23 protein-coding genes are annotated in these 26,432 nt (G+C 72.2%); 14 read left to right on the top strand and 9 right to left on the bottom strand.

Features of this window, described 5'->3' with window-relative positions; genetic code table 11:
* The first annotated feature begins 62 nt into the window (after positions 1 to 62).
* The gene (locus tag ACFYZB_RS32315) at positions 63 to 1,715 is read left to right on the top strand and encodes an MFS transporter (protein ID WP_388764716.1); all 1,653 of its coding nucleotides are present in this window, start codon (positions 63 to 65) and stop codon (positions 1,713 to 1,715) included.
* Between the two features lie 342 nt (positions 1,716 to 2,057).
* On the opposite strand, the gene ACFYZB_RS32310 is transcribed toward ACFYZB_RS32315, so the two are convergent.
* The 3 genes from ACFYZB_RS32310 to mgrA all read right to left on the bottom strand — a co-directional run bounded on the left by ACFYZB_RS32310 (position 2,058) and on the right by mgrA (position 4,137).
* Positions 2,058 to 2,681 carry a DedA family protein gene (locus ACFYZB_RS32310; protein WP_388764577.1) on the bottom strand — a complete coding sequence of 208 codons (624 nt, stop codon included), beginning with the start codon at positions 2,679 to 2,681 and terminating at the stop codon, positions 2,058 to 2,060.
* A 69-nt stretch (positions 2,682 to 2,750) separates the two neighbouring features.
* The gene (locus ACFYZB_RS32305) at positions 2,751 to 2,933 is read right to left on the bottom strand and encodes a hypothetical protein (RefSeq protein WP_388764576.1); all 183 of its coding nucleotides are present in this window, start codon (positions 2,931 to 2,933) and stop codon (positions 2,751 to 2,753) included.
* 160 nt (positions 2,934 to 3,093) lie between these two features.
* Positions 3,094 to 4,137 (bottom strand): L-glyceraldehyde 3-phosphate reductase, encoded by a 1,044-nt coding sequence (gene mgrA / locus ACFYZB_RS32300; RefSeq protein ID WP_351210057.1) that lies wholly within the window; start codon positions 4,135 to 4,137, stop codon positions 3,094 to 3,096.
* Between the two features lie 223 nt (positions 4,138 to 4,360).
* Between mgrA and ACFYZB_RS32295 the strand changes: the two genes are divergently transcribed.
* Together ACFYZB_RS32295 and ACFYZB_RS32290 are read left to right on the top strand one after the other, a co-directional pair.
* Positions 4,361 to 5,860, top strand: a complete 1,500-nt coding sequence (locus ACFYZB_RS32295; protein WP_388764714.1) for an MFS transporter — start codon at positions 4,361 to 4,363, stop codon at positions 5,858 to 5,860.
* A gap of 200 nt (positions 5,861 to 6,060) precedes the next feature.
* A complete protein-coding gene (locus ACFYZB_RS32290; protein WP_388764712.1) occupies positions 6,061 to 6,864 on the top strand; it encodes a chitosanase in 804 nt (267 codons plus the stop codon).
* Between the two features lie 10 nt (positions 6,865 to 6,874).
* Here ACFYZB_RS32290 and ACFYZB_RS32285 read toward each other — a convergent pair whose 3' ends face one another.
* On the bottom strand, positions 6,875 to 7,495 hold the full coding sequence (locus ACFYZB_RS32285) for a DUF4328 domain-containing protein (RefSeq protein ID WP_388764574.1): 621 nt from the start codon (positions 7,493 to 7,495) through the stop codon (positions 6,875 to 6,877).
* A 158-nt stretch (positions 7,496 to 7,653) separates the two neighbouring features.
* On the opposite strand from ACFYZB_RS32285, the gene pgm reads away from it, so the two are divergent.
* The gene (pgm, locus tag ACFYZB_RS32280; protein WP_388764572.1) at positions 7,654 to 9,294 is read left to right on the top strand and encodes a phosphoglucomutase (alpha-D-glucose-1,6-bisphosphate-dependent); all 1,641 of its coding nucleotides are present in this window, start codon (positions 7,654 to 7,656) and stop codon (positions 9,292 to 9,294) included.
* 313 nt (positions 9,295 to 9,607) lie between these two features.
* Here the strand turns inward: pgm and ACFYZB_RS32275 are convergent, their stop codons facing one another.
* Positions 9,608 to 10,540 (bottom strand): SGNH/GDSL hydrolase family protein, encoded by a 933-nt coding sequence (locus tag ACFYZB_RS32275; protein ID WP_388764570.1) that lies wholly within the window; start codon positions 10,538 to 10,540, stop codon positions 9,608 to 9,610.
* Between the two features lie 837 nt (positions 10,541 to 11,377).
* Between ACFYZB_RS32275 and ACFYZB_RS32270 the strand changes: the two genes are divergently transcribed.
* The 4 genes from ACFYZB_RS32270 (at position 11,378) to ACFYZB_RS32255 (ending at position 16,309) form a co-directional block, all read left to right on the top strand.
* Positions 11,378 to 12,175, top strand: a complete 798-nt coding sequence (locus ACFYZB_RS32270; RefSeq protein WP_388764569.1) for a hypothetical protein — start codon at positions 11,378 to 11,380, stop codon at positions 12,173 to 12,175.
* Positions 12,176 to 12,626: 451 nt separating this feature from the next.
* On the top strand, positions 12,627 to 13,292 hold the full coding sequence (locus ACFYZB_RS32265) for a 1,4-alpha-glucan branching protein (protein WP_388764568.1): 666 nt from the start codon (positions 12,627 to 12,629) through the stop codon (positions 13,290 to 13,292).
* A 231-nt stretch (positions 13,293 to 13,523) separates the two neighbouring features.
* Positions 13,524 to 15,380, top strand: a complete 1,857-nt coding sequence (locus ACFYZB_RS32260; RefSeq protein WP_388764567.1) for a M1 family aminopeptidase — start codon at positions 13,524 to 13,526, stop codon at positions 15,378 to 15,380.
* A gap of 194 nt (positions 15,381 to 15,574) precedes the next feature.
* Entirely contained in the window at positions 15,575 to 16,309 is a 735-nt protein-coding gene (locus ACFYZB_RS32255) for a lysozyme (RefSeq protein WP_388764565.1), read from the top strand.
* A gap of 345 nt (positions 16,310 to 16,654) precedes the next feature.
* Here the strand turns inward: ACFYZB_RS32255 and ACFYZB_RS32250 are convergent, their stop codons facing one another.
* On the bottom strand, positions 16,655 to 17,299 hold the full coding sequence (locus tag ACFYZB_RS32250; protein WP_388764564.1) for a LysE family transporter: 645 nt from the start codon (positions 17,297 to 17,299) through the stop codon (positions 16,655 to 16,657).
* Between the two features lie 371 nt (positions 17,300 to 17,670).
* Here ACFYZB_RS32250 and ACFYZB_RS32245 point away from each other — a divergent pair, with 371 nt between their 5' ends.
* The 5 genes from ACFYZB_RS32245 to ACFYZB_RS32225 all read left to right on the top strand — a co-directional run bounded on the left by ACFYZB_RS32245 (position 17,671) and on the right by ACFYZB_RS32225 (position 22,189).
* Entirely contained in the window at positions 17,671 to 18,201 is a 531-nt protein-coding gene (locus ACFYZB_RS32245; RefSeq protein ID WP_388764563.1) for a PadR family transcriptional regulator, read from the top strand.
* Between the two features lie 95 nt (positions 18,202 to 18,296).
* Positions 18,297 to 19,472, top strand: a complete 1,176-nt coding sequence (locus ACFYZB_RS32240) for a DUF2306 domain-containing protein (protein ID WP_388764562.1) — start codon at positions 18,297 to 18,299, stop codon at positions 19,470 to 19,472.
* Between the two features lie 495 nt (positions 19,473 to 19,967).
* The gene (locus tag ACFYZB_RS32235) at positions 19,968 to 20,921 is read left to right on the top strand and encodes a hypothetical protein (protein WP_388764560.1); all 954 of its coding nucleotides are present in this window, start codon (positions 19,968 to 19,970) and stop codon (positions 20,919 to 20,921) included.
* Positions 20,922 to 20,958: 37 nt separating this feature from the next.
* Positions 20,959 to 21,528 (top strand): molybdenum cofactor biosysynthesis protein, encoded by a 570-nt coding sequence (locus ACFYZB_RS32230; protein ID WP_388764559.1) that lies wholly within the window; start codon positions 20,959 to 20,961, stop codon positions 21,526 to 21,528.
* Positions 21,529 to 21,532: 4 nt separating this feature from the next.
* Positions 21,533 to 22,189 carry a hypothetical protein gene (locus tag ACFYZB_RS32225; RefSeq protein WP_388764558.1) on the top strand — a complete coding sequence of 219 codons (657 nt, stop codon included), beginning with the start codon at positions 21,533 to 21,535 and terminating at the stop codon, positions 22,187 to 22,189.
* Positions 22,190 to 22,371: 182 nt separating this feature from the next.
* Here the strand turns inward: ACFYZB_RS32225 and ACFYZB_RS32220 are convergent, their stop codons facing one another.
* Positions 22,372 to 23,529: an FAD-dependent monooxygenase gene (locus tag ACFYZB_RS32220; RefSeq protein ID WP_388764556.1), complete on the bottom strand. Its 1,158-nt coding sequence runs from the start codon at positions 23,527 to 23,529 to the stop codon at positions 22,372 to 22,374.
* A 110-nt stretch (positions 23,530 to 23,639) separates the two neighbouring features.
* Here ACFYZB_RS32220 and ACFYZB_RS32215 point away from each other — a divergent pair, with 110 nt between their 5' ends.
* Complete coding sequence (locus ACFYZB_RS32215; protein WP_388764554.1) at positions 23,640 to 24,197, top strand: TetR/AcrR family transcriptional regulator; 558 nt, start codon at positions 23,640 to 23,642, stop codon at positions 24,195 to 24,197.
* 74 nt (positions 24,198 to 24,271) lie between these two features.
* Here ACFYZB_RS32215 and ACFYZB_RS32210 read toward each other — a convergent pair whose 3' ends face one another.
* Positions 24,272 to 25,483, bottom strand: coding sequence for an AI-2E family transporter (locus tag ACFYZB_RS32210; RefSeq protein ID WP_388764552.1), 1,212 nt, complete (start codon positions 25,481 to 25,483; stop codon positions 24,272 to 24,274).
* Positions 25,484 to 25,585: 102 nt separating this feature from the next.
* Positions 25,586 to 26,254, bottom strand: coding sequence for a nitroreductase (locus ACFYZB_RS32205; protein WP_388764710.1), 669 nt, complete (start codon positions 26,252 to 26,254; stop codon positions 25,586 to 25,588).
* Between the last annotated feature and the right edge of the window lie 178 nt (positions 26,255 to 26,432).

The following is a 26,432-nucleotide window of genomic DNA, read 5'->3' as shown; positions in this document are numbered from 1 at the left end:
CGGGCCCCGGCTACAAGTGGGTCGCCCTCTCCAACACCACCCTCGGCGTCCTGATCGCCACGATGGACGCCTCCATCGTGATCATCTCGCTGCCGGCCATCTTCCGCGGGATCGGCCTCGACCCGCTCGCGGCCGGCAACATCGGCTACCTGCTGTGGATGATCCTCGGCTATCTGCTGGTCTCGGCCGTGCTGGTGGTCGTGCTCGGCCGGCTCGGCGACATGTTCGGGCGCGTCCGCATCTACAACCTGGGCTTCCTGGTCTTCGCATGCGCCTCCGTCGCCCTGTCCCTCGACCCCTTCCGGGCCGGCGCGGGCGCGCTGTGGCTGATCCTGTGGCGGATCGTGCAGGCCTTCGGCGGCTCCATGCTCACCGCCAACTCGGCCGCCATCCTCACCGACGCCTTCCCGGCGCGGCAGCGCGGCATGGCCCTCGGCATCAACCAGATCACCGCGCTCGCCGGGCAGTTCCTCGGCCTGCTCGCCGGCGGCCTGCTGGCCGCGGTCGACTGGCGGGCGGTGTTCTGGGTGAGTGTCCCGGTCAGCATCACGGGCACGATCTGGTCGTACCTGAGCCTGCGCGAGACCTCGGCCGGCGGCCGCGGCCGCATCGACTGGCTCGGCAACGTCACCTTCGCCTGCGGCGCGGGCATCCTGCTCGCGGGCATCACCTACGGCATCCAGCCCTACGGCGGCCACCCCACCGGCTGGAGCAACCCCTGGGTGCTCGCGGGCCTGTTCGGCGGGGTGATCCTGCTGCTGGTGTTCTGCCGCGTCGAGACCCGGGTCGCCGAGCCCATGTTCCGGCTGTCGCTGTTCCGGGTGCGGGCGTTCGCCGCCGGCAACCTGGCCGCCCTGCTCACCGCGATCGCCCGCGGCGGACTGCAGTTCATGCTGATCATCTGGCTGCAGGGCATCTGGCTGCCGCTGCACGGCTACGACTTCGAGGACACCCCGCTGTGGGCCGGCATCTTCATGCTGCCGCTCACCCTGGGCTTCCTGGTCGCCGGGCCCGTCTCCGGCTATCTCTCCGACCGCTTCGGTGCCCGCCTCTTCTCCACCGCGGGACTGCTCGTCGTCGCCGCTTCCTTCCTCGGCCTGCTGGCCCTGCCCGTGAACTTCGACTACGGCGTCTTCGCGGCGCTGCTGCTGCTCAGCGGCCTGGGCCAGGGCATGTTCTCCTCGCCCAACACCTCCTCCATCATGGGCAGCGTGCCGGCCCGCTACCGGGGCGTGGCCTCCGGGATGCGCTCCACCTTCCAGAACTCCGGCACGGCCCTGTCCATCGGCGTCTTCTTCTCGCTCATGGTCTCCGGCCTCGCGAGCACCCTGCCGAAGACGCTCAGCAGCGGACTCCAGGCACACGGTGTGCCCGCCTCGACCGCCCACGAGGTGGCCTCGCTGCCGCCCGTCAGCACTTTGTTCGCCACGTTCCTCGGCAACAACCCCATCGGTCATCTGCTCGGTGGCGGCGGCACCCTCGGCCATCTGACCGCCGCGCAGCGGGCCACCCTGACCGGCCACACCTTCTTCCCGGAGCTGGTCTCCGGGCCCTTCCACCACGGGCTGACCGTCGTCTTCGGCGTGGCCGCGGGCATGGCCCTGGTCTCCGCGCTCGCCTCCGCCCTGCGCGGCGGCCACGTGCGCGACGACGACACCCGGCAGGAGGAGGCGGACCGGACGGCGAAGGCGCGTCCCACGCGCACCTCGCCGTAGAAGGAGCGGGAGACACGCGCGAAGGAGCGGGAGACCCGCACCAGGGGACCGGGACAAGACCGGGATACGACGAAGCTCCCCCGGCACTCTTCCGAACCAGGGGAACTTCGGACCGTCGAACACAGTCGCGGTCTTCTTTCCGAGTGCGCTGTCGGCGCGGGTGCAAACCACCGTGACACGCCGGCCGGCCAGGGCGAAGTGCCATCGCACACGGTGGGCTGCTTGCCCTCTCCCTTGACGGCACAGCAGTGGTTCCCCGGGCGCCGGCACACCCCGCCGCCCGCGCTCGGGCTGCCGCGGATGCGGGGATCCCGGGGCGGCTGAGCGGTCGGGGCGGGCGGGTCAGGGCTCGCGGCGCCGTCGTACGAGGTGCCGTACGACGAGGGCGGCGATCAGCACGCACACGGCGACGAGGACGTACAGCTGGTAACGCGAGACCTCGTCGTAGACCGTAGTGATGTGGCTGCCCACCAGGTAGGCCAGGGTCGTCCACAGGCCGACCCACAGGGCCGCGCCGAGCGCGTTGAAGGCGAGGAAGCGGCGCCAGTGCATGCCCGTGGTGCCGGCGATGATGCCGTTGGCCTGGCGCAGGCCCTCGATGAACCGGGCCACGATCACGATCGCGCCGCCGTGCCGGCCGAAGAACTCCTCGGCCGCCTGGAACCGCTTCGGCGTGAGGAAGACGTACCGCCCCCACCGGTGCACGAAGGCCCGACCGCCGAACCGGCCGATCACATAGCCTATGTTGTCCCCGGCCACGGCCGCGACGAACGCGACGACCGCCACGGCCACCACGTTCAGCCGTCCCGCGCCCGCGTACACGCCCGCGGCCAGCAGGATCGTCTCGCCGGGCGCGGGCACCCCGAAGTCCTCCACCAGGACCACGGCTCCCACGGCCCAGTAGCCGTAGTGGCTGAGCAGCGGTGCCAGATGCGCCAGCGGACCCGGGAGGGGAGGGGCGGCCATGCCTCAACGGTACGTCGCCGCGATCAGCGCGCCGGTCCCGAGCTGCTTGTCCGGGCGGGGACCCGGGAGCTACGACTCGGAGCGGAAGACGCTCTCGTCGTCGGCGAGGACACCCTGGCACATGTGGCACAGTTCGTGGTCCCCGTCGCGGGTGACGACGGTGCCCCAGCCCAGGCAGACCTCGCAGTCGCGGGCGAGGCCCAGGTCGGGACGGGGAGGCAGGAGGGGGCTGCGGTGGGCTCCGTATGCCATGAAGGGAACGGCTCCTTGGAACTCGCGAATGAATCTGCCGACGCCGTCGTCCGCGCTGACAACGCTGTCCGTATGACGTCCATTATGTCAGCTTTATTCCCGATGTCTGTGACGAATGTCACCTAGGGCCCTCCTTCCGGCCGGGACCCGCCCGGCCGGGTCACCCCAGCTGCCCCAGGCGCGCCTCACGCCACAGGTCCACGCCGCCGTCGGTCGCGTACTTGTCGATCTCGGCCAGCTCCTCCGCGTCGAACCCGGGGTTCTCCAGCGCGGCGACGTTCTGCTCCAGCTGCTCGGTGCGCGAGGCCCCGATGACGAGGGACGTCACCCGCTCGTCGCGCAGCGCCCAGGCCAGCGCCAGCTGCGCCAGTGTCTGCCCGCGCCGCGCTGCGATGTCGTTCAGGGCGCGCAGCCTGCGCAACATGTCGTCCGTCAGCAAGGAGGCGTCCAGGGACGTGCCCCGGGCCGCCCGCGAGTCCTGCGGTACGCCCTCCAGATAGCGGCCGGTCAGCAGGCCCTGGGCCAGGGCCGTGAACCCGATGACGCCAAAGCCCTCCTCCTCGGCCGCGTCCAGCAGGCCGTCGGTCTCGATCCAGCGGTTGAGCATGCTGTACGACGGCTGGTGGATCAGCAGCGGGGTGCCCAGCTCCCGCAGGATCGCCGCCGCCTGCCGGGTGCGCTCGGCGTCGTAGGAGGAGATGCCGACGTACAGCGCCTTGCCCTGGCGGACGGCGGTGTCGAGCGCGCCCATCGTCTCCTCCAGCGGCGTGCTCGCGTCCAGCCGGTGGGAGTAGAAGATGTCCACGTAGTCCACGCCCATCCGGCGCAGCGACTGGTCCAGCGAGGCCAGCACGTACTTCCGGGAGCCGCCGCCCTGCCCGTAGGGGCCGGGCCACATGTCCCAGCCGGCCTTGGTGGAGATCACCAGCTCGTCCCGGTACGGCGCCAGGTCCCGCTTCAGCAGCCGGCCGAAGTTCAGCTCGGCCGCACCGTACGGCGGGCCGTAGTTGTTGGCCAGGTCGTGGTGCGTGATCCCGAGGTCGAAGGCGCGCAGGGCGATCTCGCGCTGGGTCTCGAAGGCGCGGTCGTCGCCGAAGTTGTGCCAGTAGCCCAGGGACAGGACGGGCAGGTCAAGCCCCGAGCGGCCGGTGCGCCGGTAGCGCATGGTGCCGTCGTAGCGTGCGGGGTCCGCGACGTGGGTCATCGGGTCCTCTCCGGGTGGTGCCGTGCGGGTCGCCCCTCCGGGTGCGGACGGGCCCGTCCACCCTGCGCCCGGATGCCGCGCAAGTCCAACCGCCGTACCGGATGGGATTGAGCGGTTCCGTTTCTGAATCGGCCATGGGGGCAGGCGGTGACCGGTGGCGCGACGGAAGGAGGCGCTCGTGAGTGGTGCCGGTTCCCAGACGCAGGGGGAGGGCCGGGGCGCCTTGCGGACGCCGCAGGCCGTGGCACGGCTGCCCCGCCAGGTGCGCGAGGAGCTGACCCGCAGGCTCCGCCGCAACCGACGGGCGTTCGGCAAGGACGACGTCCAGGTCGTCGAACCGCCGTTGCTCCGGCGCGCCGTGGGTGCCTCCGCGCTCGGGAACTGCATGGAGTGGTTCGACTTCGGTGTCTACAGCTACCTCGCCGCCACCCTCGGCAAGGTGTTCTTCCCCGGCGCATCCCCGGCCGCGCAGGTCATCTCCTCCTTCGCGACCTTCGCCGCCGCTTTCGTCGTCCGGCCGCTCGGAGGCCTCTTCTTCGGACCGCTCGGCGACCGGATCGGCCGGCAGAAGGTGCTCGCCACCACGATGATCATGATGGCGGTCGGCACCTTCGCCATCGGTGTCATCCCGGGGTACGGCACGATCGGCGTCGCCGCGCCCCTGCTGCTCCTGCTGGCCCGCATGGTGCAGGGCTTCTCCACCGGCGGGGAGTACGGCGGCGCGACCACCTTCGTCGCCGAGTACTCGCCGGACCGCAGGCGCGGTTTCCTCTCCAGCTGGCTCGACTTCGGCACCTTCGTCGGCTACGCCCTCGGCTCGGCCCTGGTCACCCTGCTCAATCTCGCCCTGACGGATGCTCAGATGCTGTCCTGGGGCTGGCGCGTGCCGTTCCTGATCGCCGGACCGCTCGGCGTGATCGGCCTGTACATGCGGCTCAAGCTGGAGGAGTCCCCGGCCTTCCAGCAGCAGTTGGACGAACACGAGAGGGCTTTGGCGCAGAAATCGGCGGGCAGCGAGTTCAAGGACATCGTCCGCAACCACTGGGGGGAGCTGCTGGTCTGCATGGGTCTGGTGCTGCTGTACAACGTCACCAACTACATGGTCACCGGCTATCTGCCGACCTACCAGACCGAGGTTCTGCACCGCTCCAGCGGCTCCGCGGACCTCCTGGTGCTCGTCGGCATGCTGTGGATCGTCGTGCTGATCACCTTCCTCGGTCGGCTCAGCGACCGCGTCGGCCGGCGGCCGGTCTACGCCGTCGCCGCCGCCGCGATGATCGTGCTGGCGGTGCCCGCCTTCCTGCTGATCAAGGCGCACGGCACCTGGCCGCCCGTCCTCGGAGTCCTGTTGCTCGCCACTCTGCTGGCCTGCTTCGCCGCTCCGAGCGCGGCCACGCTGCCCGCCCTGTTCCCGACCGCCGTCCGCTACGCGGCGATGGGCATCGGCTTCAACGTCGCCGTCTCCGCCTTCGGCGGCACGACCCCCCTGGTGACCGCCGCGCTGGTCACGGCCACCGGGGACGACCTGATGCCGGCCTACTACCTCATGCTGGCCGGGGCCATCGGCCTGCTGACGGTGAAGTTCCTGCCCGAGACCGCCCAGGTGCCGCTCAAGGGTTCGCGGCCGATGGTCGGCTCCCGCGAGGAGCGCCGCGAACTGATCACCGTTTCAAGGGAGTTGTACGGCTTCGTGCAGCAGCGGGACGGTGCGCGGCGCACCTGAGGCGCATCCCTCCCCATCCTCGTTCGATCCTACGAACTTCTCGCCAACCTGCTTACTGAGCTCGAGTGGGTTTGATAGGAAACTTTCCTACCAGTGTCCGGCAGGGCCAGCACGGACCGGCACGGACCAACCAGCCACCCCCCACTCCCACTTGGAGCCCTGTGGTGAACGCAGACCGCGAGTCAGCAGCTCCCGCCCCCATGCCCCGCCGGACCGTCGTCGCCCTGCTCGGCGCCACCGTCGCCTCCGGTGCCCTGCTCGTGTCCCAGCGCGCGACCGCCGCCCCGGCGGCGGCATCGGGACTCGACGACCCGGCGAAGAAGGAGATCGCCATGGAACTGGTGTCGAGCGCGGAGAACTCCTCGCTCGACTGGAAGGCCCAGTACAAGTACATCGAGGACATCGGCGACGGCCGCGGCTACACCGCCGGCATCATCGGCTTCTGTTCCGGCACCGGTGACATGCTCGACCTGGTCCAGCTCTACGCCGACCGCAAGCCGGGCAACGTCCTCGCCAAGTACCTGCCCGCCCTGCGCAACGTCAACGGCACCGACTCCCACGACGGCCTGGACCCGAACTACCCCAGGGACTGGCGCAAGGCCGCCCAGGACACCGTGTTCCAGCAGTGCCAGAACGACGAACGCGACCGCGTCTACTTCAACCCCGCGGTCGCCCAGGGCAAGGCCGACGGCCTGCGCGCCCTCGGCCAGTTCTGCTACTACGACGCCATCGTCATGCACGGCGACGGTGACGACCCGACCAGCTTCCGCAACATCCGCAAGCGCGCCCTGCGCAGCGCCAAGCCGCCGGCGCAGGGCGGCGACGAGACGACGTACCTCAATGCCTTCCTCGACGCCCGGGTGTGGGCCATGAAGCAGGAGGAGGCGCACAGCGACACCACCCGTGTCGACACCGAGCAGCGGGTCTTCCTGCGCAAGGGCAACCTCGACCTGAACACCCCGCTCGACTGGAAGGTGTACGGGGACAGTTACCACATCGGCTGACGCGCCGGTGTCACGAGGCGTGCGGCAGGTCGACGGGCGTGGGCACCTGAGGCCCCGCGCCGAGCCCGGCGGCCTGCCGCACCGTGATGCGCTGGATCACGACGGTCGCCAGCGCGGCGGCCAGGAGGCTGAGGACCTCCGACGCCACCAGCGACGGCAGCGACGTGCCGAAGCCCAGGTTCACGGCGGCCAGGGCCAGCACCGCGTGCCCGGCCCACGCCGCCCACCACACGTTCACGAGGAGGTCACCACGGCCCGCGTCCGCACCGGCGGGCGCGCTCGCGCGGTGGACGTCCTGCACGAGCCCGCGCGGCACCCAGAGGTTGAACACCGGGATCAGCCAGGCGAGCACGGCCCAGGCGCGGGAACCCGGAACCCCGCCGGGAGACAGCAGTTCGGCGTTGTGCCGGCAGCGGTCGAACCAGAGGAGGAACAGCACGGCCGCCGCCGTCATCGCGTCCACGAAGATCATCGACACCCGGCCGGACTCGGCGGCCGTGGTCGGCGACGGATGCAGCAGATGAGCGCGGACCTTCAGTGCCCGGACCAGCTCGGCACCGGCCGCCACCGACACGGCGAACTGGGCGCAACGCGCGAGGAACCAAGGAGCCTTGGCGGCGGAAACGGTCACGGCGGCAGACCTGTCTGGGGAAGGCGTCCTGCCCGGGCGGCAGCACGGCACGAAGATCGGAGCACTGGATCATAAGGCGGGGCCCACTCGCGTGTCAGGGCCCTGACGAGGAAAGATGGGCGTGAGCGATCGATCCGACGATGCGGAGGAACCGACTCATGCCGCACGAGCGCGCCGGCCGGCCTGCCGGTCCCGAGGACCTTGTCGACGTGGCCCGGCTGGTCACGGCGTACTACACACTGCACCCGGACCCGGCCGACCCGGCACAGCGGGTGGCGTTCGGCACCTCCGGGCACCGGGGCTCGTCCCTGGCGAGCGCCTTCAACGAGGACCACATCGCCGCCACCAGCCAGGCCATCTGCGAGTACCGCACGGCCCAGGGCACCGACGGCCCCCTGTTCCTCGGCGCCGACACCCACGCCCTGTCCGAGCCCGCCAAGGCCACCGCGCTGGAGGTGTTCGCGGCCAACGGCGTCACCGTGCTCGTCGACAGCGCCGACGGCTACACGCCCACCCCCGCCGTCTCGCACGCCATCCTCACCCACAACCGCGGCCGCACCTCCGGCCTCGCGGACGGCGTGGTCGTCACCCCGTCCCACAACCCGCCCCCCGACGGCGGCTTCAAGTACAACCCGCCCAGCGGCGGCCCGGCGGCCTCCGACGCCACCGCCTGGATCCAGGACCGGGCCAACGAGATCATCACCGGCGGCCTGAAGGACGTACGCCGGGTGCCGTACGCGCGGGCTCTCGCCGCGGAGACGACCGGGCGGTACGACTTCCTCGGCGCCTACGTCAGCGACCTGCCGAGCGTGCTGGACCTCGACGCGATCCGCGCGGCCGGCGTACGCATCGGCGCCGACCCGCTCGGCGGGGCGTCCGTCGCCTACTGGGGACGCATCGCCGAGCAGCACGGCATCGACCTCACCGTGGTCAACCCGTACACCGATCCCACCTGGCGGTTCATGACGCTGGACTGGGACGGCCAGATCCGCATGGACTGCTCCTCGCCGTACGCGATGGCCTCCCTCATCGAACAGAGCGACCGGTTCCGCATCGCCACCGGCAACGACGCCGACGCCGACCGGCACGGCATCGTCACCCCGGACGCGGGCCTGATGAACCCCAACCACTACCTCGCGGTCGCCATCTCCTACCTCTACCGGCACCGCGACCGTTGGCCCGCCGACGCGGGCATCGGCAAGACGCTGGTCTCGTCCACGATGATCGACCGGGTCGCCGCCGACCTCGGCCGCCAACTGGTCGAGGTCCCGGTCGGGTTCAAGTGGTTCGTGGACGGACTGGTCGGCGGTGCCATCGGGTTCGGCGGCGAGGAGTCCGCCGGTGCCTCCTTCCTGCGCCGCGACGGCTCGGTGTGGACCACCGACAAGGACGGCATCATCCTGGCCCTGCTCGCCTCCGAGATCACGGCCGTCACGGACCGGACCCCCTCGGAGCACTACGCCGGCCTGACCGCCCGCTTCGGGCGGCCCGCCTACGCCCGCGTCGACGCGCCGGCGACCCGCGAACAGAAGGCGCTGCTCGGCAAGTTGTCACCGGCCCAGGTCACCGCGGACACCCTCGCCGGAGAGGCCGTCACGGCCGTCCTCACCGAGGCGCCTGGCAACGGCGTCGCGATCGGCGGCATCAAGGTGACCACGGACAACGCCTGGTTCGCGGCCCGCCCCTCGGGCACCGAGGACGTCTACAAGGTCTACGCCGAGTCCTTCCTCGGTCCCGCCCACCTCGCCCGGGTACAGGAGGAGGCCCAGGCGGTGGTACTGGGCGCGCTGGGGAGCTGAGCGCGACCGGGCCGGGCTGCCGCGGCGGCCGCCCGCCGGTCCTGCGGCGTCCGCGGCGGGGCCGGGCCCGGTCGGGGAGAGCGGCCCGCGCCTCGGAGAGCGGCCCGCCCTGAGCCCCACTTCTGCCAGGTGACGAGCCCGGCTACTGGGTCGTGCCTGACAGAGAGACCGGCTGCGCCTCGGAGACCGGGCTTGCCGTGAGTCCTGCTCCTGCTGGGAGACGGGCTTGGCCACGGAGTCGCGTTCCTGCCATGGAGTCCGGCCGGGCGAGGAATGACGACCCCTTGGAGCGCCGCGGGCCGGGCCGGGCGGATCAGTCCCGATCGTGGCCCTGGTCCAGCCGGTCCAGCACCGCCTGCGCCATGGCTTGCTCCCCCTTGGCGTTCGGGTGTGCCGGGGCGGCGGGCGCGGCCGGCTGGAGCGGCTCGATCCAGCGGTCCGCGGGCACCTTGCACATGTCGTGGCCGACCGTGGGGCCGTAGGTGTCCACGTACTCCGCCCGGTTCACCCCGGCCACCAGACGCAGCATCAGGTTCAACCGCTTCTCGGTGTCCCGGAGGTAGGGGAAGTCCTTCTGCGCGAACGGCACCTGGGGGAAGCAGCCGCTGCCGTCGTCGGGCAACAGGTCCGGATAGCCGACGACGACCACGCGCGCGTGCGGCGCCCTCGCGTGCACGGCCCGCAGTACCCGGTCGACCTTCGGCGCGGCCTGTGCGATCGCGAGGGTCAGCTGGTCGTAGCCGGATGCCTGGTACGAGCGCTCGCAGGGGTTGCCGGTCGGGTCCTGAGCGGCCAGGTGGGCGCAGGTGCTGATGATGGTTCCGAAGCCGACGTCGTTGCCGCCGATCTGCACCGTCACCAGGTCCGTGTTCCGTCGCACTGCATCGAGCTGCGGCGCGTTGGTGCCCTGCGCCTGCCACATCTCGGCGGTCGTCGCCCCGGCGCAGCTGACGTCCTTGAAGGAGCTCACCTGACGCCCGTCCGCCACCAGCGAGGGGTAGTTCCGGTTCGAACGGGCACAGTTGGCGTCCACCTGCTGCGGGATGCCCGGGCCCGAGGTGTAGGAGTCGCCGAGAGCGACGTAGTCGATGCGGTCACGGTGTCCCGCGGAGTGCGCGGCGGCCGGTGCTGCTGCTGCCGGCGCCGTGGCGGCCGCGACGAGGACGCAACCGCCCAGCGCCGCCCCCAGTACGGCCGTTCCCCGCCGGCCTCTCGCCCCGCCCATCGCACGTGTGCCGTTCACCATGGATCCTCCCCCTGAGGCCGGTTCATCGCACGCTGCCGGCACCGGAGAGCGGCCGTCGTGCGTTCGACTGAGTCTGTATACCGTCCAGTAGGTCTCGCGGACCAGAAGCGGGAAGCAACGAGTTCAGGGGGTCACGTGCGTCGTCCGGCGGGATGACAAGCCATCAGGCGGCCCAGGGGTGACACCCAGCGTTCGCCGGGCGGGACGAGGCTGATGGTATGTCAGCTCGCCGCTTCTGGCGCGGTGGCGAACCATCGCCTCGGGCTGATGGTGAGTCAGGCGACCGAGATGCCGGATGGACTGGTTGTGTGCGTGACCTGCGCGTCCGCCGTGATCGCGGCACCACCACGCGGTGCGGCGTGACCGCCGGAGGCGCCGACTGCCGGGTGCTCCGCGCTACACCATCCGGTGGCTTCTGGCCGCATAAGCGTTATGAACGGCCCCGATTTCCTGATCATTCCACTTACGACCCATCAGGACTGACCAGACGTCTTCAAGCTCTGACCCAAGTCGAGGAGAGTGGAGAGAATGACGACATCGCCGCGACGGCGATCCGTTCTGGCGTCAGCTGCCACCATCGCCGCGCTCACCGCAGCCGCGCTGGCGAACCAGGGTGCCGCGTATGCGCAGGACCACACCACCCCACCGCCCTATCCGAAGAAGCCCACCTATCCGCTGCATCCCGAGGGCCCGGCGTATCCGGAGAAACCTGTTCATCCGGTCAAGCCGATCTACCCGGAGAAGCCCGTCCACCCGGTCAAGCCGATCTATCCGGAGAAGCCGGTCTATCCGGAGAAGCCCGCCTACCCGGTCAAGCCGGTATACCCGGAGAAGCCGGTGAAGCCTGCGTATCCGGAGAAGCCGGTCTACCCGGTCAAGCCGGTATACCCGGTGAAGCCTGCGTATCCGGTGAAGCCGGCCTATCCGGAGAAGCCGGTGAAGCCTGCGTACCCGGAGAAGCCTGCGTACCCGGTGAAGCCTGCCTATCCGGAGAAGCCTGCGATGCCGGTGAAGCCGGCGTACCCGGTCAAGCCTGCGATGCCGGTGAAGCCTGCCTATCCGGTGAAGCCGGCGTATCCGGAGAAGCCGGTCAAGCCTGCGTATCCGGAGAAGCCTGCGTACCCGGTGAAGCCGGCGTACCCGGTCAAGCCTGCGATGCCGGAGAAGCCGGCGTACCCGGAGAAGCCCGCGTATCCGGTGAAGCCCGCGTATCCGGAGAAGCCGGTCAAGCCTGCGTATCCGGAGAAGCCGGCGTACCCGGTGAAGCCGGCGTATCCGGAGAAGCCTGCGATGCCGGTCAAGCCGGCGTATCCGGAGAAGCCTGCGTACCCGGTGAAGCCTGCGTACCCGGTGAAGCCTGCGTATCCGGAGAAGCCTGCGATGCCGGTGAAGCCGGCGTACCCGGAGAAGCCCGTGCAGCCGGTCAAGCCTGCGTATCCGGAGAAGCCGGCGTACCCGGTGAAGCCGGAGTATCCGCAGCACCCGGTCAAGCCCGAGTATCCGTCGATGCCGGTGAAGCCGACCTACCCGGAGCACCCGTCGAAGCCGACCTACCCGGAGCACCCGTCGAAGCCGTCGAAGTCGCACAAGGAGCACAAGGGGTCGGACCACGAGCACGAATCGCGGGACGACTGAGCAGGTGACAGAAGTCAGCTGAGGAAAACCGGGACACGCGCAGGAATCGCTGGGCCGCTCACACCGGGCGGCCCAGCGGTGTGTGTGTCGGCGTGTGCCGGCGCCGCGGTCGCAGGTTCGCGGGCAACGGAGCCGCAGCCGGCACACCACCCCCGACATGCCGGAGGTCGGCGGTCCCTGCCCCCTCGGGCCGCGATCGGCTCCTGCAGCGTCCGGTCCCTGCCGTCACCCCCCGCCCGCCCTGACTTCTGCCGGAGGTGTCCCGCTCGCCGCCGTACGGCCCGTGCGCGATCGCGGTGCGACAGTGCGCGGGGCGATGGCCGCTGGGAACTGCCCGGTAACCGAGCCGAGTTGACCCCGGTGCCCACGAGAAGGGGGCCGATGACCTGCGTGAACGGTGTGAGAAGCTGCGGTGGTCAGCACATCCGCACGACGGAGGACCAGCGACGACATGGCCGTCATCCACCACACCACGCTCAAGCCCACGAAGCTGGAACTGCTCACCGACTGGCTGCCCTCGCGCCCCTGGTACCGCGGGGGCCCGGACGCTCCGGTGCTGACCAAGTCCGGCGGTTTCCGGCTGGACGACCCGGAGGGCGAGGTCGGCATCGAGTTCATGGTGGCCACCGACACCTCGACCCCCGAACCGACCGCATACCTGGTGCCGTTGACCTATCGGGGCGCGCCGCTGGAGGGGGCCGAGCGCGGGCTGGTGGGCACATTGGAGCACGGTGTGCTCGGCAAGCGCTGGGTGTACGACGGCTGCCACGACCCGGTACTGGTCGCCGAGTTGCTGTCGCTGATGGAGGGCAGGGTCCGGGCGCAGGCCCAGAGCATCGACGGCGCGCCCGACCCCGAGGTGATCCGCTCCTACTCCGGTGCGCCCTTCGCTCCGGGCGGTTACGGCCCCGAGCCGGCCGACGACAAGGAGGGCACCCGCCTCCCCGCGCCGCACGGCACGGTTCTGCATGTCCACCGGGTCCTGACCCGCGTGCCCGAGGACCCGCAGAACCCGCCGCTGCGCCCCGAAGGCGCGATCGGCCATGTGGCGCGCGGCTGGCAGGACCCGCAGGGCACCCCGCTGGCGGCCGTCTTCGTGACGCTGCGCACCGACTGACCGTATTCCGGCCGATCGGCATTTCACACGCTCAGCCCGCCGCACCGTCTGGCATGGTCAGGACAAATCTGTCACGCTTTCGGCAGTCCGCACCCTGACCCCATGGGGGCGCGGCGCACCTCTCGGTGCAGCGATCGCGCAAGCCCCGTCAGCGGCCGTCCCGGCGTACCCCAGCCGGCCGGCGGCCATCGAGCAGGCCGGGCGACCCCGGCCGCCGCAAAGGAGTAGCGTGTGAGATCGACCCCCCACAAGGCCCTCGGCGCCGGTGCGCTCACCATCGCCGCGGTGGCCGCCCTCGTGCTCCCCGGCACGCCCGCCGCGGCCCGTCCGGCCGCGGCACCCGCCGCCTGTACTCCGGCGCAGGTCGTCGGCAACGGCGGCTTCGAGAGCGGGACATCACCCTGGTCGACGTCCTCCTCCACCGTCATCACCAGCCGCCCCGGCCAGACCGCCCACGGCGGCAGCTCCTACGCCTGGCTGGACGGAGTCGGCAGCACCCATACGGACACCCTCAGCCAGAGCGTCAGCATCCCGGCCGGCTGCGACGTGGCCACCCTCACGTTCTGGCTGCACATCGACACGGACGAGACGACCTCCTCCGTCGCGTACGACAAACTCACGGCCAAGATCGGCAGCACGACACTGGCCACCTGGTCGAACCTCGACGAGAACGCCGGGTACGTCCAGAAGTCGGTCGACGTGTCGGCGTACGCCGGGCAGACCGTCACTCTCTCCTTCACCGGAACCGAGGACTCCAGCCTGCAGACGAGCTTCGTCCTCGACGACATCGCGCTCGCCACCTCCGGTGGCAGCGCACCACCGCCGGGCGACTCCACACGCACCCCGGCCTCGCCCGCGTACACCGTGAACCTCAGCAGCGACACGAGCGGCACCGAATGGACCGGGCACGAGAGCGTGGCCTTCAGCAACGCCTCCGCCGCCGCGCTGAACGAGGTCTATCTGCGGCTGTGGGACAACTACCACGGCACCTGCGACGCCATGCCGATCCGCGTCACGAACGTGACCGGCGGCACCGCGGGCGCGCCCTCCGTGGACTGCACCGCCCTCAAAATCGATCTGCCGGCCCCGCTCGCCCAGGGCCAGAGCGCCGCCATCGGCTTCGACCTCGGTATCACCGTGCCCAGCGGCGCCGACCGGTTCGGCCACGACGGCGCCTACAGCTTCATCGGCAACGCGCTGCCCGTCCTCGCGGTCCGCGACGGCGCCGGCTGGCACCTCGACCCGTACACGGACAACGGCGAGTCGTTCTACTCCCTGGCCGCAGACTTCAAGGTGACCCTGGATCACCCCAGCAGCCTGCTGGTCCCGGCCACCGGCACCTCCACCGACACGCCCGGTTCCGGCGGACGTACGGTGACGACGGCGACGGCGTCCAAGGTCCGTGACTTCGCCTGGGCCGCCGGGCCCTTCACCAAGATCTCCGGCACCTCGGCGGCCGGCGTGGCGGTGAACGTCTACTCCGTGTCGGGCATCAGCTCCTCCAGCGCCCAGTCCATGCTCAGCACCGCCAAGAGCGCCGTGGACGCCCACGCGGCCCGCTTCGGCGCCTATCCCTACGGCGAACTGGACGCCGTGCTCGACAACAACTACTGGTTCGGCGGCATGGAGTACCCCGGGTTCGTCCTGGACGTGGTCAGCTCCACCGCCCTCACCCACGAGATCGGCCACCAGTGGTGGTACGGCATCGTCGGCGACGACGAGTACAACAGCCCCTGGCTCGACGAGGCGTTCACCGACTACGCCACCGACCTCGCCCTCGGCACGACCGGCACCAACTGCTGGAACAGCGTCTCCTGGGCCTCCAGCGCCGAGAAGATCACCGACTCGATGGCCTACTGGGACACGCACTCCTCCCGCTACTCCACCGTCGTCTATGGCTACGGCAAGTGCGCCCTGCACGACCTGCGCCGCGTCCTCGGTGACACCGCGATGGCCAAGCTGCTGAAGGACTACGCGACCGCCCACTGGTACGGCGTGTCGACGACGGCCGAGTTCAAGGCAGCCGCCCAGGCCGCCACGAGCACCGACCTCACCTCCTTCTGGACCCAGCACCGCATCGAGGGCTGAACCGGAAACGCCCACTTGGCTGAATATCCGGCTGCGGATGGGTTCCTGAGGCGGAATCCGGAGTGCGTTGCGACCCGACCACGGGTCAGATGGATTTCGTGCGAAGCCTGACAGCCCCTATCCGCGGCCGGTCCCGCCTGTGCCTCACGGGCGCCCTGACCGTCCTTGCCCTGTTCCTGCCCAGTACCCCGGCCATGCCCGAACCTTCCGGGGGCGCACGCGTGCGCGGCGGCGCCTACATGGGCATCGGCGTCCTCGCCCATGACGGAGACACCGGCTCCCGGCCCCCGGCGGGCCGCGCCTCGCAGCCCGAGGGTGTCGACGTCGCCAGCCACCAGCTCGACGTCGACTGGCCGACCCTGTGGAAGGACGGCACGCAGTGGGCGTACACCAAGGCCACCGAGGGGACGTACTACACCAACCCCTACTTCACCCAGCAGTACAACGGCGCGTACAAGGTGGGCATGATCCGCGGCGCCTACCACTTCGCCACCCCGGACACGGCCGGTGGCGCCACCCAGGCCGACTACTTCCTGGCGCACGGCGGCGGCTGGTCCAAGGACGGCAAGACCCTGCCCGGCGTGCTCGACATCGAGTGGAACCCGTACGGCGCCTCCTGTTACGGCAAGTCCAAGAGCGGCATGGTCGCCTGGATCCGCGACTTCCTGAACCGCTACAAGGCGCGCACCGGCAGGGACGCCGTCATCTACACGGCGACCAGCTGGTGGAGCGACTGCACCGGGAACTACAGCGGCTTCGCGGCGACCAACCCGTTGTGGATCGCCCGCTACGCCTCGGACCCGGGGACGCTGCCGGCCGGCTGGGCGTACCACACGATGTGGCAGTACACCTCCACCGGGAAGACCGTCGGCGACCACGACCGCTTCAACGGCGCCACGGACCGGCTCAAGACCTTCGCGACGGGCTGAGGGCCTTCGCGACCGGCTTCCCCCGCGCCTGGCGCGCCCGGCGCGGGGGAAGGCCGTCTGGAGAGGGCGGGATTCGAACCTGCGCGGGCCGTACGGCCCGACCGTGAGACGTGCTCATCCCGCTGACCTGCCGTGCGCCGACGGCCGTGGCACAGTCCCACTTCTGCGTCCTCGAACGGTGGGTGCACGGCGGAGGCGGACGCACACGCGCCGGCCGGGGCCGGGAGCGCGGACACCGGCGCCGCTCGCCCGCACCGCCTGTCGTCCGACGGCCGCCTGACGGAGCCGTGCCGGCCGTTCCACCGTTCCCCCGGCGGCCGGTCGCCGCAGAGCTCGAGCCCGCGGTCACTTCCCCCAGTGGCCGTGTGCGAAGAGCATGCGAAGGGCGAGTGCCGTCATCACGGCGCTGGACGCCAGGGCCGTGCCGAGCCGTCCCCGGCTGCCGGTCAGCAGGCGGCCGAGCAGGGCTCCGCCGCCGGCCAGGAGCAGTTGCCAACTGGCCGAAGCCGAGAAGGCGGCCAGGACGAACACGGCCCGTTCGAGCCGGTCCGGTACCGCCGAGGCCTGGCTGCCCAGCACCAGAGCCGCGAAGTAGATCACGGTGAGGGGGTTCATCATGGTGACGCCCCACAGACCCAGGAAGGCCCGAGCGGGACGCAGGGGAGTCCCCTCGGCCCGGGAGGACGTCCGAGGCGTCCGGTAGTGGGTGATCGCCGTCGCCGCGCCGCGCACCGCCAGTACGACGAGCACCGCGCCGGCGACCCAGCGCAGAGGGTGCACGATCGGCTCGACGGCGTGCGTCAGCGCGGAGCCTCCGATCACGGCGATCAGTGCGTAGAGACCGTCCGCCGTCGCCACGCCCAGCGCCGCGCACGCGCCGATCCGCAACGAGGTCCGAGCGGTCAGCGCCACCAGATACGTCCCGACGGCCCCCACGGGTACCGCGATGCCGTAGCCCGCGAGGAGCCCCGCGACCAGTGCCGCGGTCATGCGTGCGCGGGCGTGGGCCTCCGCCGTCGGCCCCGCTGCTGTCGGCCGCTCACCGATCGGTCGGCGGCGTTCAGCGGCAGGAAGGCGGTCAGCGAGGTCATGCGCAGATCGTGACGGCAGTGGGTCGGCCCGGACAACCCCTTTTCCGCGGTGGCAGCCGCAGCCGCACCTGATGGCCGGGCGCGTCCCGCGACCAGGGCCGTCACAACGGCGCTGCCCAGCGTGGACAGGAACACCGCCACGCGCCGGCGCCAGGGCAGGGCCCGCACAGAGGTGGTCGGCGGTTCTGGAGGCGGGCCGGCGGGATCGGGCCGGGCGCGATGGCGGTGACGGTGGCCCCTTGCGTACCCGGGCACGGTACGGTCGGCCCCATGGCTGACGCTCGGCTGACCACCTCCTCCTTCCTGGTCCTCGGCATCATCGACAAACTCGGCGAAGCCAGCGCGTACGACGTGAAGGTGGAGGCGGGCCGCACCGTCGCCCCGTTCTGGTCGGTGCCGCACGCCCAGGTGTACGCGCAGTGCGACCGGCTGCTCGGGGCCGGCCTGTTGGCCCAGGTGCGGCAGGAGAGCGGGCGGGGCCGCCGGGTGCTCACCCTGACCGACCGGGGCCGGCGCGCTCTGCGCGACTGGCTCGCCGACCCCGGGTTCGTGCCGGTCGAGGCGCGCGAGCGCGGCATCCTCAAACTCTGGTTCGGGGCCCGCCCGGACGAGATCGCCCCCGTCCAACTCGCCGAACACCGGCGCACCTTGAGCGAGTACGAGGAACTGGCCGACAACGTGGGCGAGTTGCTGACCCCCGGGCAGCGGGAGGCACTGGAGTTCGGCATCCGGTACGAGCGGATGATGACCGAGTTCTGGGACTGGGTACGGCGCCGCGACGAACGCGTACCCGGCCGTTGACCTCACCGCCGGTCGGCCCTACCGTCGGTAACCCGCAATAGTCCAGAAGAGACTATCGCGGCCGTGACCGAGCCGGTGAGGGACAGGGGGACGCCATGCGTCCGTGGACGAGCAGCACCTGGCGCCGTGCCGCCGCGGTGAGCCTGACGGTCGTGTGCCTCGGGTACGCGCCCGTCGCGATGACCGAACTGTGGTCCTACGCCCGCCCCGGTGCCCCGGCACCGGGGGAGTGGCTGCTGGCCCACACCGTCTCGCCCCGGTACGTCGCCGACGCGCTCGCGAGCCGGGTCGCCCCCTACCGGCACAGCCTGATCCCGATGATCGTGCACTCCGTCCTCGGCGGACTGCTCATGCTGCTCGGCCCCGCGCAGCTGCTGACGGCCGCGCGCCGGCGCACCCGCCTGCACCGCGCCCTGGGCGTCCTGTTCGCCGTCACCGTGTACGCCTCGATGGCGGGCGCCGGCCTCTATCTCGCCCGCACCGCGCCAGAGGACGCCTTCAGCGGGGCGGCCTTCTGGATCGTCCTCGCCACGATCCTCGTCGGCACCGTCCTCAGCGTCACCTTCGGCATCCTCGCGGCGGTCGGCGGCTTCCCCGACCTCCACCAGCGCTGGATGCTGCTCTGCTACGGCTATCTCCTGACGGCGCCGCTGCTGCGGCTGGAGTGGGGAGCCCTGCCCGCGGTGCTCCCCGGTCTGCCGATGACCGAGGTCAACCGGGTGGCGATCATGCACCTGGGCTCCCTCGTCGTGTTCGGCGCGCTGCTCGCCTCCCGCGCCAAGGACCCCCGGGGAAGCGTCGAGGGCCTCGGCCGGTCCTGGGCCCCGCTGCCCGTGACCGCCGTGGCCCATGTGGCCGGGGCGGCCACCCTGGCCTGGATCGTGCACGCCCTCGCCCCGTACGGCACGACCGGGCACCGGCTGCTGGCCGCCTACCTCCTGCCCTACGCCGTCGCTTACGCGGTGATGGCGACCGGCGCACGGCGTGCCGCCCGCGCGGGCCGGTCCTGGGCGCGCGAGGAGTGGCGGATCCATCTCACGGCCCTCTGCCTGGCACCCGCGCTGTCGGCCGGCGCGGTCGCCGTCTTCCGACGCAGCCTGGGGCTCGGCCCGTTCACCGCGCTCACTGCCGGCGTCGCCATCGGCTGCGGCATCGCCGCCTTCGGCGCCACACTCGTGGTCAGCCTGCGGCTGATGTACGCCCGCGAGGTCCGCAGGCGCTCTCTTCCGGCCCCGCTGCCCGTGCCCCGGACGACCGCCGCGGTGCCGTGACCGCGCCCTCGCCTCGTCCGATCAGTCCGGGCGCGGGCCCGGCAACCGCCCGGGAACCCGCCCCCGCCGGCGGGCGGACCGTCGGCCTCGGCAGCCCGGGCCGCGGAGGAGAGACCTGCGCCGCCGGGCTGGGCGGCCGAGGCCGTGAACCGCGGTACCAGGGTGGCTGTCCACGCCGGCCCGGGGGACGGCAGCCTGGGCCTTGGCGGAAGGAGCCCCATTGGCCCCGACGGGCACGCCGTGCCGGCAAGCGAGGCGGCCCCGTGCGCCCGGCCGGGCCGCCGCCCTCGGAAGGGGCGACCCGGAAAAACCTCGCACCCGTCAACCCGGAAAACCCCGCAGCCGTCGACCCGGAACACCCCCGCGCCCGCCGTCGACCCGGAACGGCTCCGCCCCGTTCGCTCCGCTGACCGGCTCCACCGAATGGGCCGCCCACCGCCTCCACTCCGTCCGAACCGCCCACCGCTTCCCCGCCCCGGAAAAGGAACCCCCGCCATGACCGACCCGACCGGCGCCGACACATCGGCGAAGACCCCTGTGGCACGAGAGCCCCTTCCCGAGGCCCCGCCCGGCCGTCCCCTCTCACCCGGCGTGGCGTTGCTGGCCGTCGCAGTAGCGGTGATCAACCTGCTTGTCGGCACGGTCCTCACGGTCGTAGCGCTGACCGGGTATGTGCTCGGGGCCTGGCCGTCGCCGGATCCGCTCAGCCCCGGACTGCTCGGCGCCGCGATGCTGGGCACCGCGCCGGCCCTGTTCGCCCTCGGCCGTGCCTCGAGCTGGCAGCAGGCGCGCACGCTCGTGCTGCCGGTCGTGGTCGTCCTGACCGGCCTCTTCGCCGTCAGCCTGCTCAACGCCGACCGGCTGTACATCGCCCACGGCGGCCCGATCGTCTCCGTGCTGTTCAGCCTCGGCTGGCTGTTCACCCTCGGCCTGCTGTGCGTGGCGGCGGCGATCTGCCTCGCCGGGCAGGCCTTCACCCGGTCCGGACCGGCCGCCCCGCGCACCGCACCGCTGCCGGGCTGGGCCAAGCCGCCGCTCGCCGTGCTCGGCTCCTCCTGGCTGGGCATCGGCACCGGACTGCTCGTACGGCCGGGTTTCTGGGCCGGGTTCGTGCCCTGGCACACCAACCGCGTGGACGCACAGGCGCTCGGCGTCTGGGCCCTCGCCCTAGGTGTGGGCGTCCTCGGTTCCCTCGCCGAGGACGACCTGGACCGCACGCGCCCCGCCCTGCTGTCCCTGCCCGGCACGGCCCTCGCGCTGACGGTCGTCCTGGCCGCCCGCGCCCCCCACGTCGACTGGTCCTCCGGGCCCGGCGTGAGCCTGGTGGCCATGGTGGCCGGGCTGCTGGCGGCCGGGGCGAGCGGACGGCTCCTGCTCAGGGCGGACGCACGGCGCCCGGTGCTCGGCGGGAACGCCGGGCCGGGCGGGGCGATGCGGAGCGCCGGCTGAGCAGGGGCCCGCGCCGTCGCCGTCGTAGGGTCGTCGTGTGCTCCACGTCGAAATCCTCCAGCTGCTGGTCTCGCCGGTGCACCGGCTCGCCGGCCGGCCGGGCGAGGCGATGCCCGAACTGCCCTCCGCGGAGCTGGTGCCGACGGCCGAGGTGCGCGCCGGACTGGGGCTCGTCGGCGACCGGTACTTCAACCGGCCCGCCCACCGCAACGCCTCGATCACCCTCATGGCCGTCGAACGGCTTCCGCAGCCGGGACCGCACCCGGCCGACCTGTCGCGCACCCGGCGCAACGTCCTGCTGCGCGGGGTCGACATCGACGCCTACATCGGAGCGACCGTCTTCCTCGACTGCGGCACCGGCCCCGTGGAACTGGCGGTGCGCAGTGCGGCCCGGCCGTGCGCCTGGATGGACACCACCCTGGGCCCCGGTGCGCAGCGCGCGCTGCGCGGCGGCGGGGGAGTACGCTGCCGGCCGCTGACCGACGGCACCCTCACCGTGGGCCCGGCGCTGTTCGGGGTGCGGGAACCGGCCGGCGAGGAGGCAGCCCGCACAGGAGGGATGAGTACGACGACTCAGGCGCCGCTCCCAGGAGATGCTGAAGCCTGAGGGCATGACGACGCCCTCACCGACGACCCACAGCCCCTACTCGTACCCCGCAGCGCAGCCGACACCACCCCGCTCGCGGCGCCGCCTGGTGACCGGCCTGGTGGCGGGACTCCTGGTCCTCGCGTGCGCCGTGGCGGCCGTCCGCTGGACGCGGGGCAGCGACTCCGGCCCGCTCACGGGCCGACCCCGGGTCACGGACACCCGGGCCGGCCTCTCCTACGCCGTACCGGAGGGCTGGAAGCACGACCCGGCCAAGGACAGGGAGCTGATCGACGCGTTCACCTCGCAGATCAGCACGGCCGGGTCCGGCGCGCCCGCCTCGGCCGGCGGCAGCGTCCTCGCGGGTCGTGCGGGGCAGACCGTGGCGCGTGCCGATCTGGCCCGGGCGACGGAGACGGCCGCCCGCTCCAACGCAGAGTTCTTCTTCCCCGACCGGCCCGCCACGGTGGAGAAGTCCGAGGACGTGGCCGTGGACGGGCAGCCGGCGCACACCACCGTGCTGCGGGTCGCCGCGGAGGACGGCACCGCGCATCTGCAGCTGACGCTGGTCACGGTCGACGGCGAGCGCACCTCCTTCCTTCTCGGTCTCACCACCGGCAGGGCGGATCCGAAGGTCACGACGGACATCGCCGCGGTCCTGGCCGACGCCGCCGTGCGGTGACCGGGCCCCGTCAGATGCCGGAGCCGACCAGCCGACCAGCCGGCCGGTCGGTGAGTCTGGGCGAACAGGGCGCCGCAGGTGACGACCCCGCCGTACGTGGCGCCCCGTCGGGGTCGTCCCACGGCCGCGTGCCGCGCGGTCCTCCACGGCGGCTTCCAGGACCGGACAAGCGGCGAGGCAGGTCAGTCGAGGCTGGGTGGGGTCCAGTCGGCGTGCCGGAGGATCGCCCGCAGCGCCACCCGTGACGGGATGAGCCGCAGCGCGGTGTTGCGCAGGGCCACGGCCGTCGGACGGGACAGCTGCTGGCCCATCCGGCCCGCCTGCCGGGCCGCCCGGGCGACCGCCTGTGCGCGCGGGCGGCGCTCGGCGTCGTAGCGGGCCAGCGCCGAGGCGACCGAGGGCTGCGTGGCCAGCGCGCCGGCCAGCGTGGCCGCGTCCTCCAGGGCCTGGCAGGCGCCCTGGCCGAGATTCGGCGTCATGGCGTGCGCCGCGTCGCCGAGGAGCACCACCCGGCCCGCGACGAACGACCGCAGAGGCGTGACCAGTTCGTGGATGTCGTGGTGGAGCACTGCCTGCGGCCGGGTCGCGTCCAGGAGGGCGGGGATCGGGTCGTGCCAGCCGCCGAAGCGCCGGCGCAGCATGCCGAGCGGGTCGGCGTGGCGGACACCGGGCGGAGCGGTGAGCACCGCGTGCCACTCGGCCCGGCCGTCGCGGAAGCCGATGTGCCCGAACTCCGCGCCCCGGCCCCAGGTCAGTTCGAAGTCGGTGCGCAGGTCCAGCGGCCGGTCCGTCACGGCCCGCAGGACCGTCGAGCCGGCGTACACCGGGCCGGGATGATCGGGGAACAGCAGTCCGCGCAGCCGGCTCCCGACTCCGTCGGCCGCGACGACCAGGTCGGCGTCCAGCACCCCGTCCCCGGTCGGCACTCCCACCCGGTCGGGGGCCGAGCGGTCCAGGGTGGGCACGCTGACGCCGATGAGCAGGCTCTCGGCCGGCAGCGCCTCGCGCAGCAGGCGGTGCAGCACCGCGCGCCGGATGCCGACGATCGGCGTGCCCAGCGCGCGTTCCAGGGCGGCGCCGTCCATCCGCGCCAGCCAGCGTCCCTCGGGGGTGCGGGTGCCGCCGGTGTACTGCGGGCGTGCCGCCGCGCGCACGGCCGCACCGACGCCGAGGGCGTCCAGCGCGCGCAGGCCGTTGGCGTGCAGCGAGATGCCCGCCCCCGCGTCGGCGAGGGTGCCGGACCGCTCCACGACCCGTACGTCCCAGCCGATCCGGCGCAGGCCGAGCGCCGCTGCCAGCCCGCCGATGCCACCCCCGACCACCACCGCCGTACCGCCCATGCCGGACCCCTTCGACCTCGGTTCGCGTGGGCTTCTACAGACGTAGAAACCTGTCGGGGACCTTACAGCGGTGCTCTACAGATGTAGAAGCGGGGGTGTAGAAAGTGAGGGTGTCCACAGACCGTCGTACTCTCCTCGCCGACGCGGCGATCGCCGTCCTCGCCGATGCCGGCATGCGGGGGCTGACCCATCGCGCGGTGGACCGGGCGGCACAGCTGCCCCCCGGCACCACCTCGGCCTACTACCGCACCCGCCAGGCCCTGCTCACCGCGCTGGTCCGGCGCCTGGTGGCGCTCGACCAGGCCGAGCTGCAGGACATCGGGGCGAGGACACCGCCGCTTCGGACCGCGGGCGAAGTGGTCCTCGGACTCGTCGCGTTCACGGCGGCGAGGCTCACCGGGGACGGGCGCACACGCTCCCTGGCGCGCTACGCGTGCGCCGCCGAGAGCGCGCGCCACCCCGAACTGCGCGAGATCCTGGTGCCCCGCGAGAACCTGGCGCGGCAGGCGTTGTGCGACTTTCTCGCCGCACAGGGCGTGGCCGATCCGGCGGAGCGCACGGTGACGCTGCTGACCTGTGTGGACGGCCTGGTCTTCGACCGGCTGGTGAACGGCGGCAGCGTGGCGGAGGAGGAGATCCACGGCCTGGTGACGGCGGCCCTGCGCTGAGCGGTACGGCGGCGGCGCCGTCTCTTTCGGACGAGGAGACGGCGCCGCGCTCGGCCGCACATGGCGGGCGGTGTTCACGGCGGCACCGCACGCAGCGCGCGCAGCACCGCCCAGACCACCGACACCAGCGGCACCGCCACCACGGCACCGATCACCCCGGCGATGATGCTGCCGGCGATCACCGACAGCGCGACGACGAGCGGATGCAGCCGTACCGCCCAGCTCATCACCAGCGGATGCAGCACATGCCCCTCCAGCTGGCCGATCACCACGATCAGCGCCAGCACGGCCAGAGCCGTCAGGGGCCCCCGCCCGGCCAGCGCGACGATCGTGGCGACACCGAGCGCGACCGGCGAGCCCACGAGTGGCACGAACGCGGCGAAGAACTCCAGCAGCGTCAGCGGCAGCGCGAGCGGCACCCGCAGCACGAGCAGCGCGATGCCGACGAGCACGGCGTTGGTCGCGGCCACGATGATGATGCCGCGGGTGTACCCGGCGAAGGCCCGCCAGGCGGCCCACCCCGCCCGGTCCCACGCCGGACGGGCGCCGACCGGCAGCAGCTGGTCGCGTATCCAGCGCCACAGGCGTTCGCCGGAGTGGATGAAGAACACGGAGGCGAACAGCGCGAGCGCGCCCCCGGTGACGAACTCGACCACTTGGCCCAAGCCGCTGAGGGCACGGCTGAGCAGGCTGGAGCGGTGCGCGGACAGGTAGTGCGTCACCTGGCTCTCCAGCTGGGACAGCCGGCCAGGACTCAGCCGGAACGGCGGCCGCTGGAGCCACTGCTCGATGCGGTGCACACCACCGCGGAACTCACCCGCCAGCCTGGCCGACTCGCCCGCCACCGCGTTGCCCACCAGGGCGAGCAGGGCCAGCAGGAACAGGATGCTGCCCACCAGCGTCACGGCGACGCACAGCGGCCGTGGCAGGAACCGGTTGAGCAGGTCCGTCAGCGGACGCAGGACGGTGGTGACGACCAGCGCGAGGAACACGGCCACGGCGATGAGCTGGAAGCTGCCGAGGATGCTGAAGACGCCGTACACGACGATCCCGACGAGGATGAGCCGCCAGGCGTAGGCCGCCCCGACCCGCAGCCACGGCACCGTCCGCTCGGCCACCGGCACCGGCTCGGTGCGCGGGACGGCCGGGAGCCGCACGGTGTACGCCGGCCGGCTGCCCAGGACCCGCCCCCTGCGGCGCCGGCCGTCCGGCCCGGCCGCCCGCCGACGCGCATCGCCCACCACCGCTTCCGGCTCCTCTCCGTCACCCTGATGACGGTCGGTCACTTCTAAAGAACCGTAAGCGCGCGTCGCGAGAGGGGCGCGCGGAACGCGCCCGAGCGCGCTTTCGCTCGGAGGGGGACGTTGCGCGGCCGGATCGTCGTCCCTCTACGCGTCGCCGACGAACGTGACGGTCTCCCCGAGCGGCGCCCGGTCGGTGCGGGCGAACGGCGCCGACGGATCCTCGAAACCGATCGACAGGCCGGCGAACAGGATCAGCTCCTGCGGGGGTGACACCACCTCCGCGACCGTCCGGTGATACACCGACCAGGCCATCTGCGCACAGCTGTGCAGGCCTTCGGCGCGCAGCAGCAGCATCACCGTCTGCAGGTACATTCCGAGGTCCGCCCACTGCGCCGCGCCCATCTCGCGGTCGATGTAGCACAGCAGGAGACACGGGGCCCCGAAGCAACGCCAGTTCGCGGCGACGGCCGCGCGGCGGGCCTCCGCGTCCCCGCGCCGGATCCCGAGGGCCCCGAAACGCCGGCCGGCCGCCGCGGACCGCCGCTCCCGGTACGGAGACCTCGGCTCGGGTGGATACATCCGGTACTGCCGCTCGTCCCCGGGATCACCGGCCGCGGCGCGCTCGCCGGCGCGCTTCTTCAACTCGGCCAGCGGGGCACCGGTGAGCACGTAGATGTGCCACGGCTGGAGGTTGCCGCCCGAGGGTGAGCGCGCGGCGGCGGCCAGGACCCGCTCCAGCACCGGACGCGGGACCGGCTCCTCCGTGAAGGCCCGCACCGCCCGCCGGCTCACCACCGCCTCGTACACATCCACCCGCATGCCCTCCGGGCCCGCTCCGTACTTCCGCCGTACTGACGGAGGCCGGCCGGCGGATGTGACAGTGCCCCGCCGCACCCGCCACAGGTACGGCCCCGGGCCGTGCTCACTCGATCGACATCGGTTCACCCGCCGAGCCCGGCCTCCACATGTCCCCCTCCGGAGGCCCGCTCGG

It is taken from the genome of Streptomyces sp. NPDC001852 (assembly GCF_042891825.1).
GTDB lineage: Bacteria > Actinomycetota > Actinomycetes > Streptomycetales > Streptomycetaceae > Streptomyces.
Note: the sequence above shows the minus strand (reverse complement) of the source record. Positions and strands in the feature narration are given on the sequence as shown.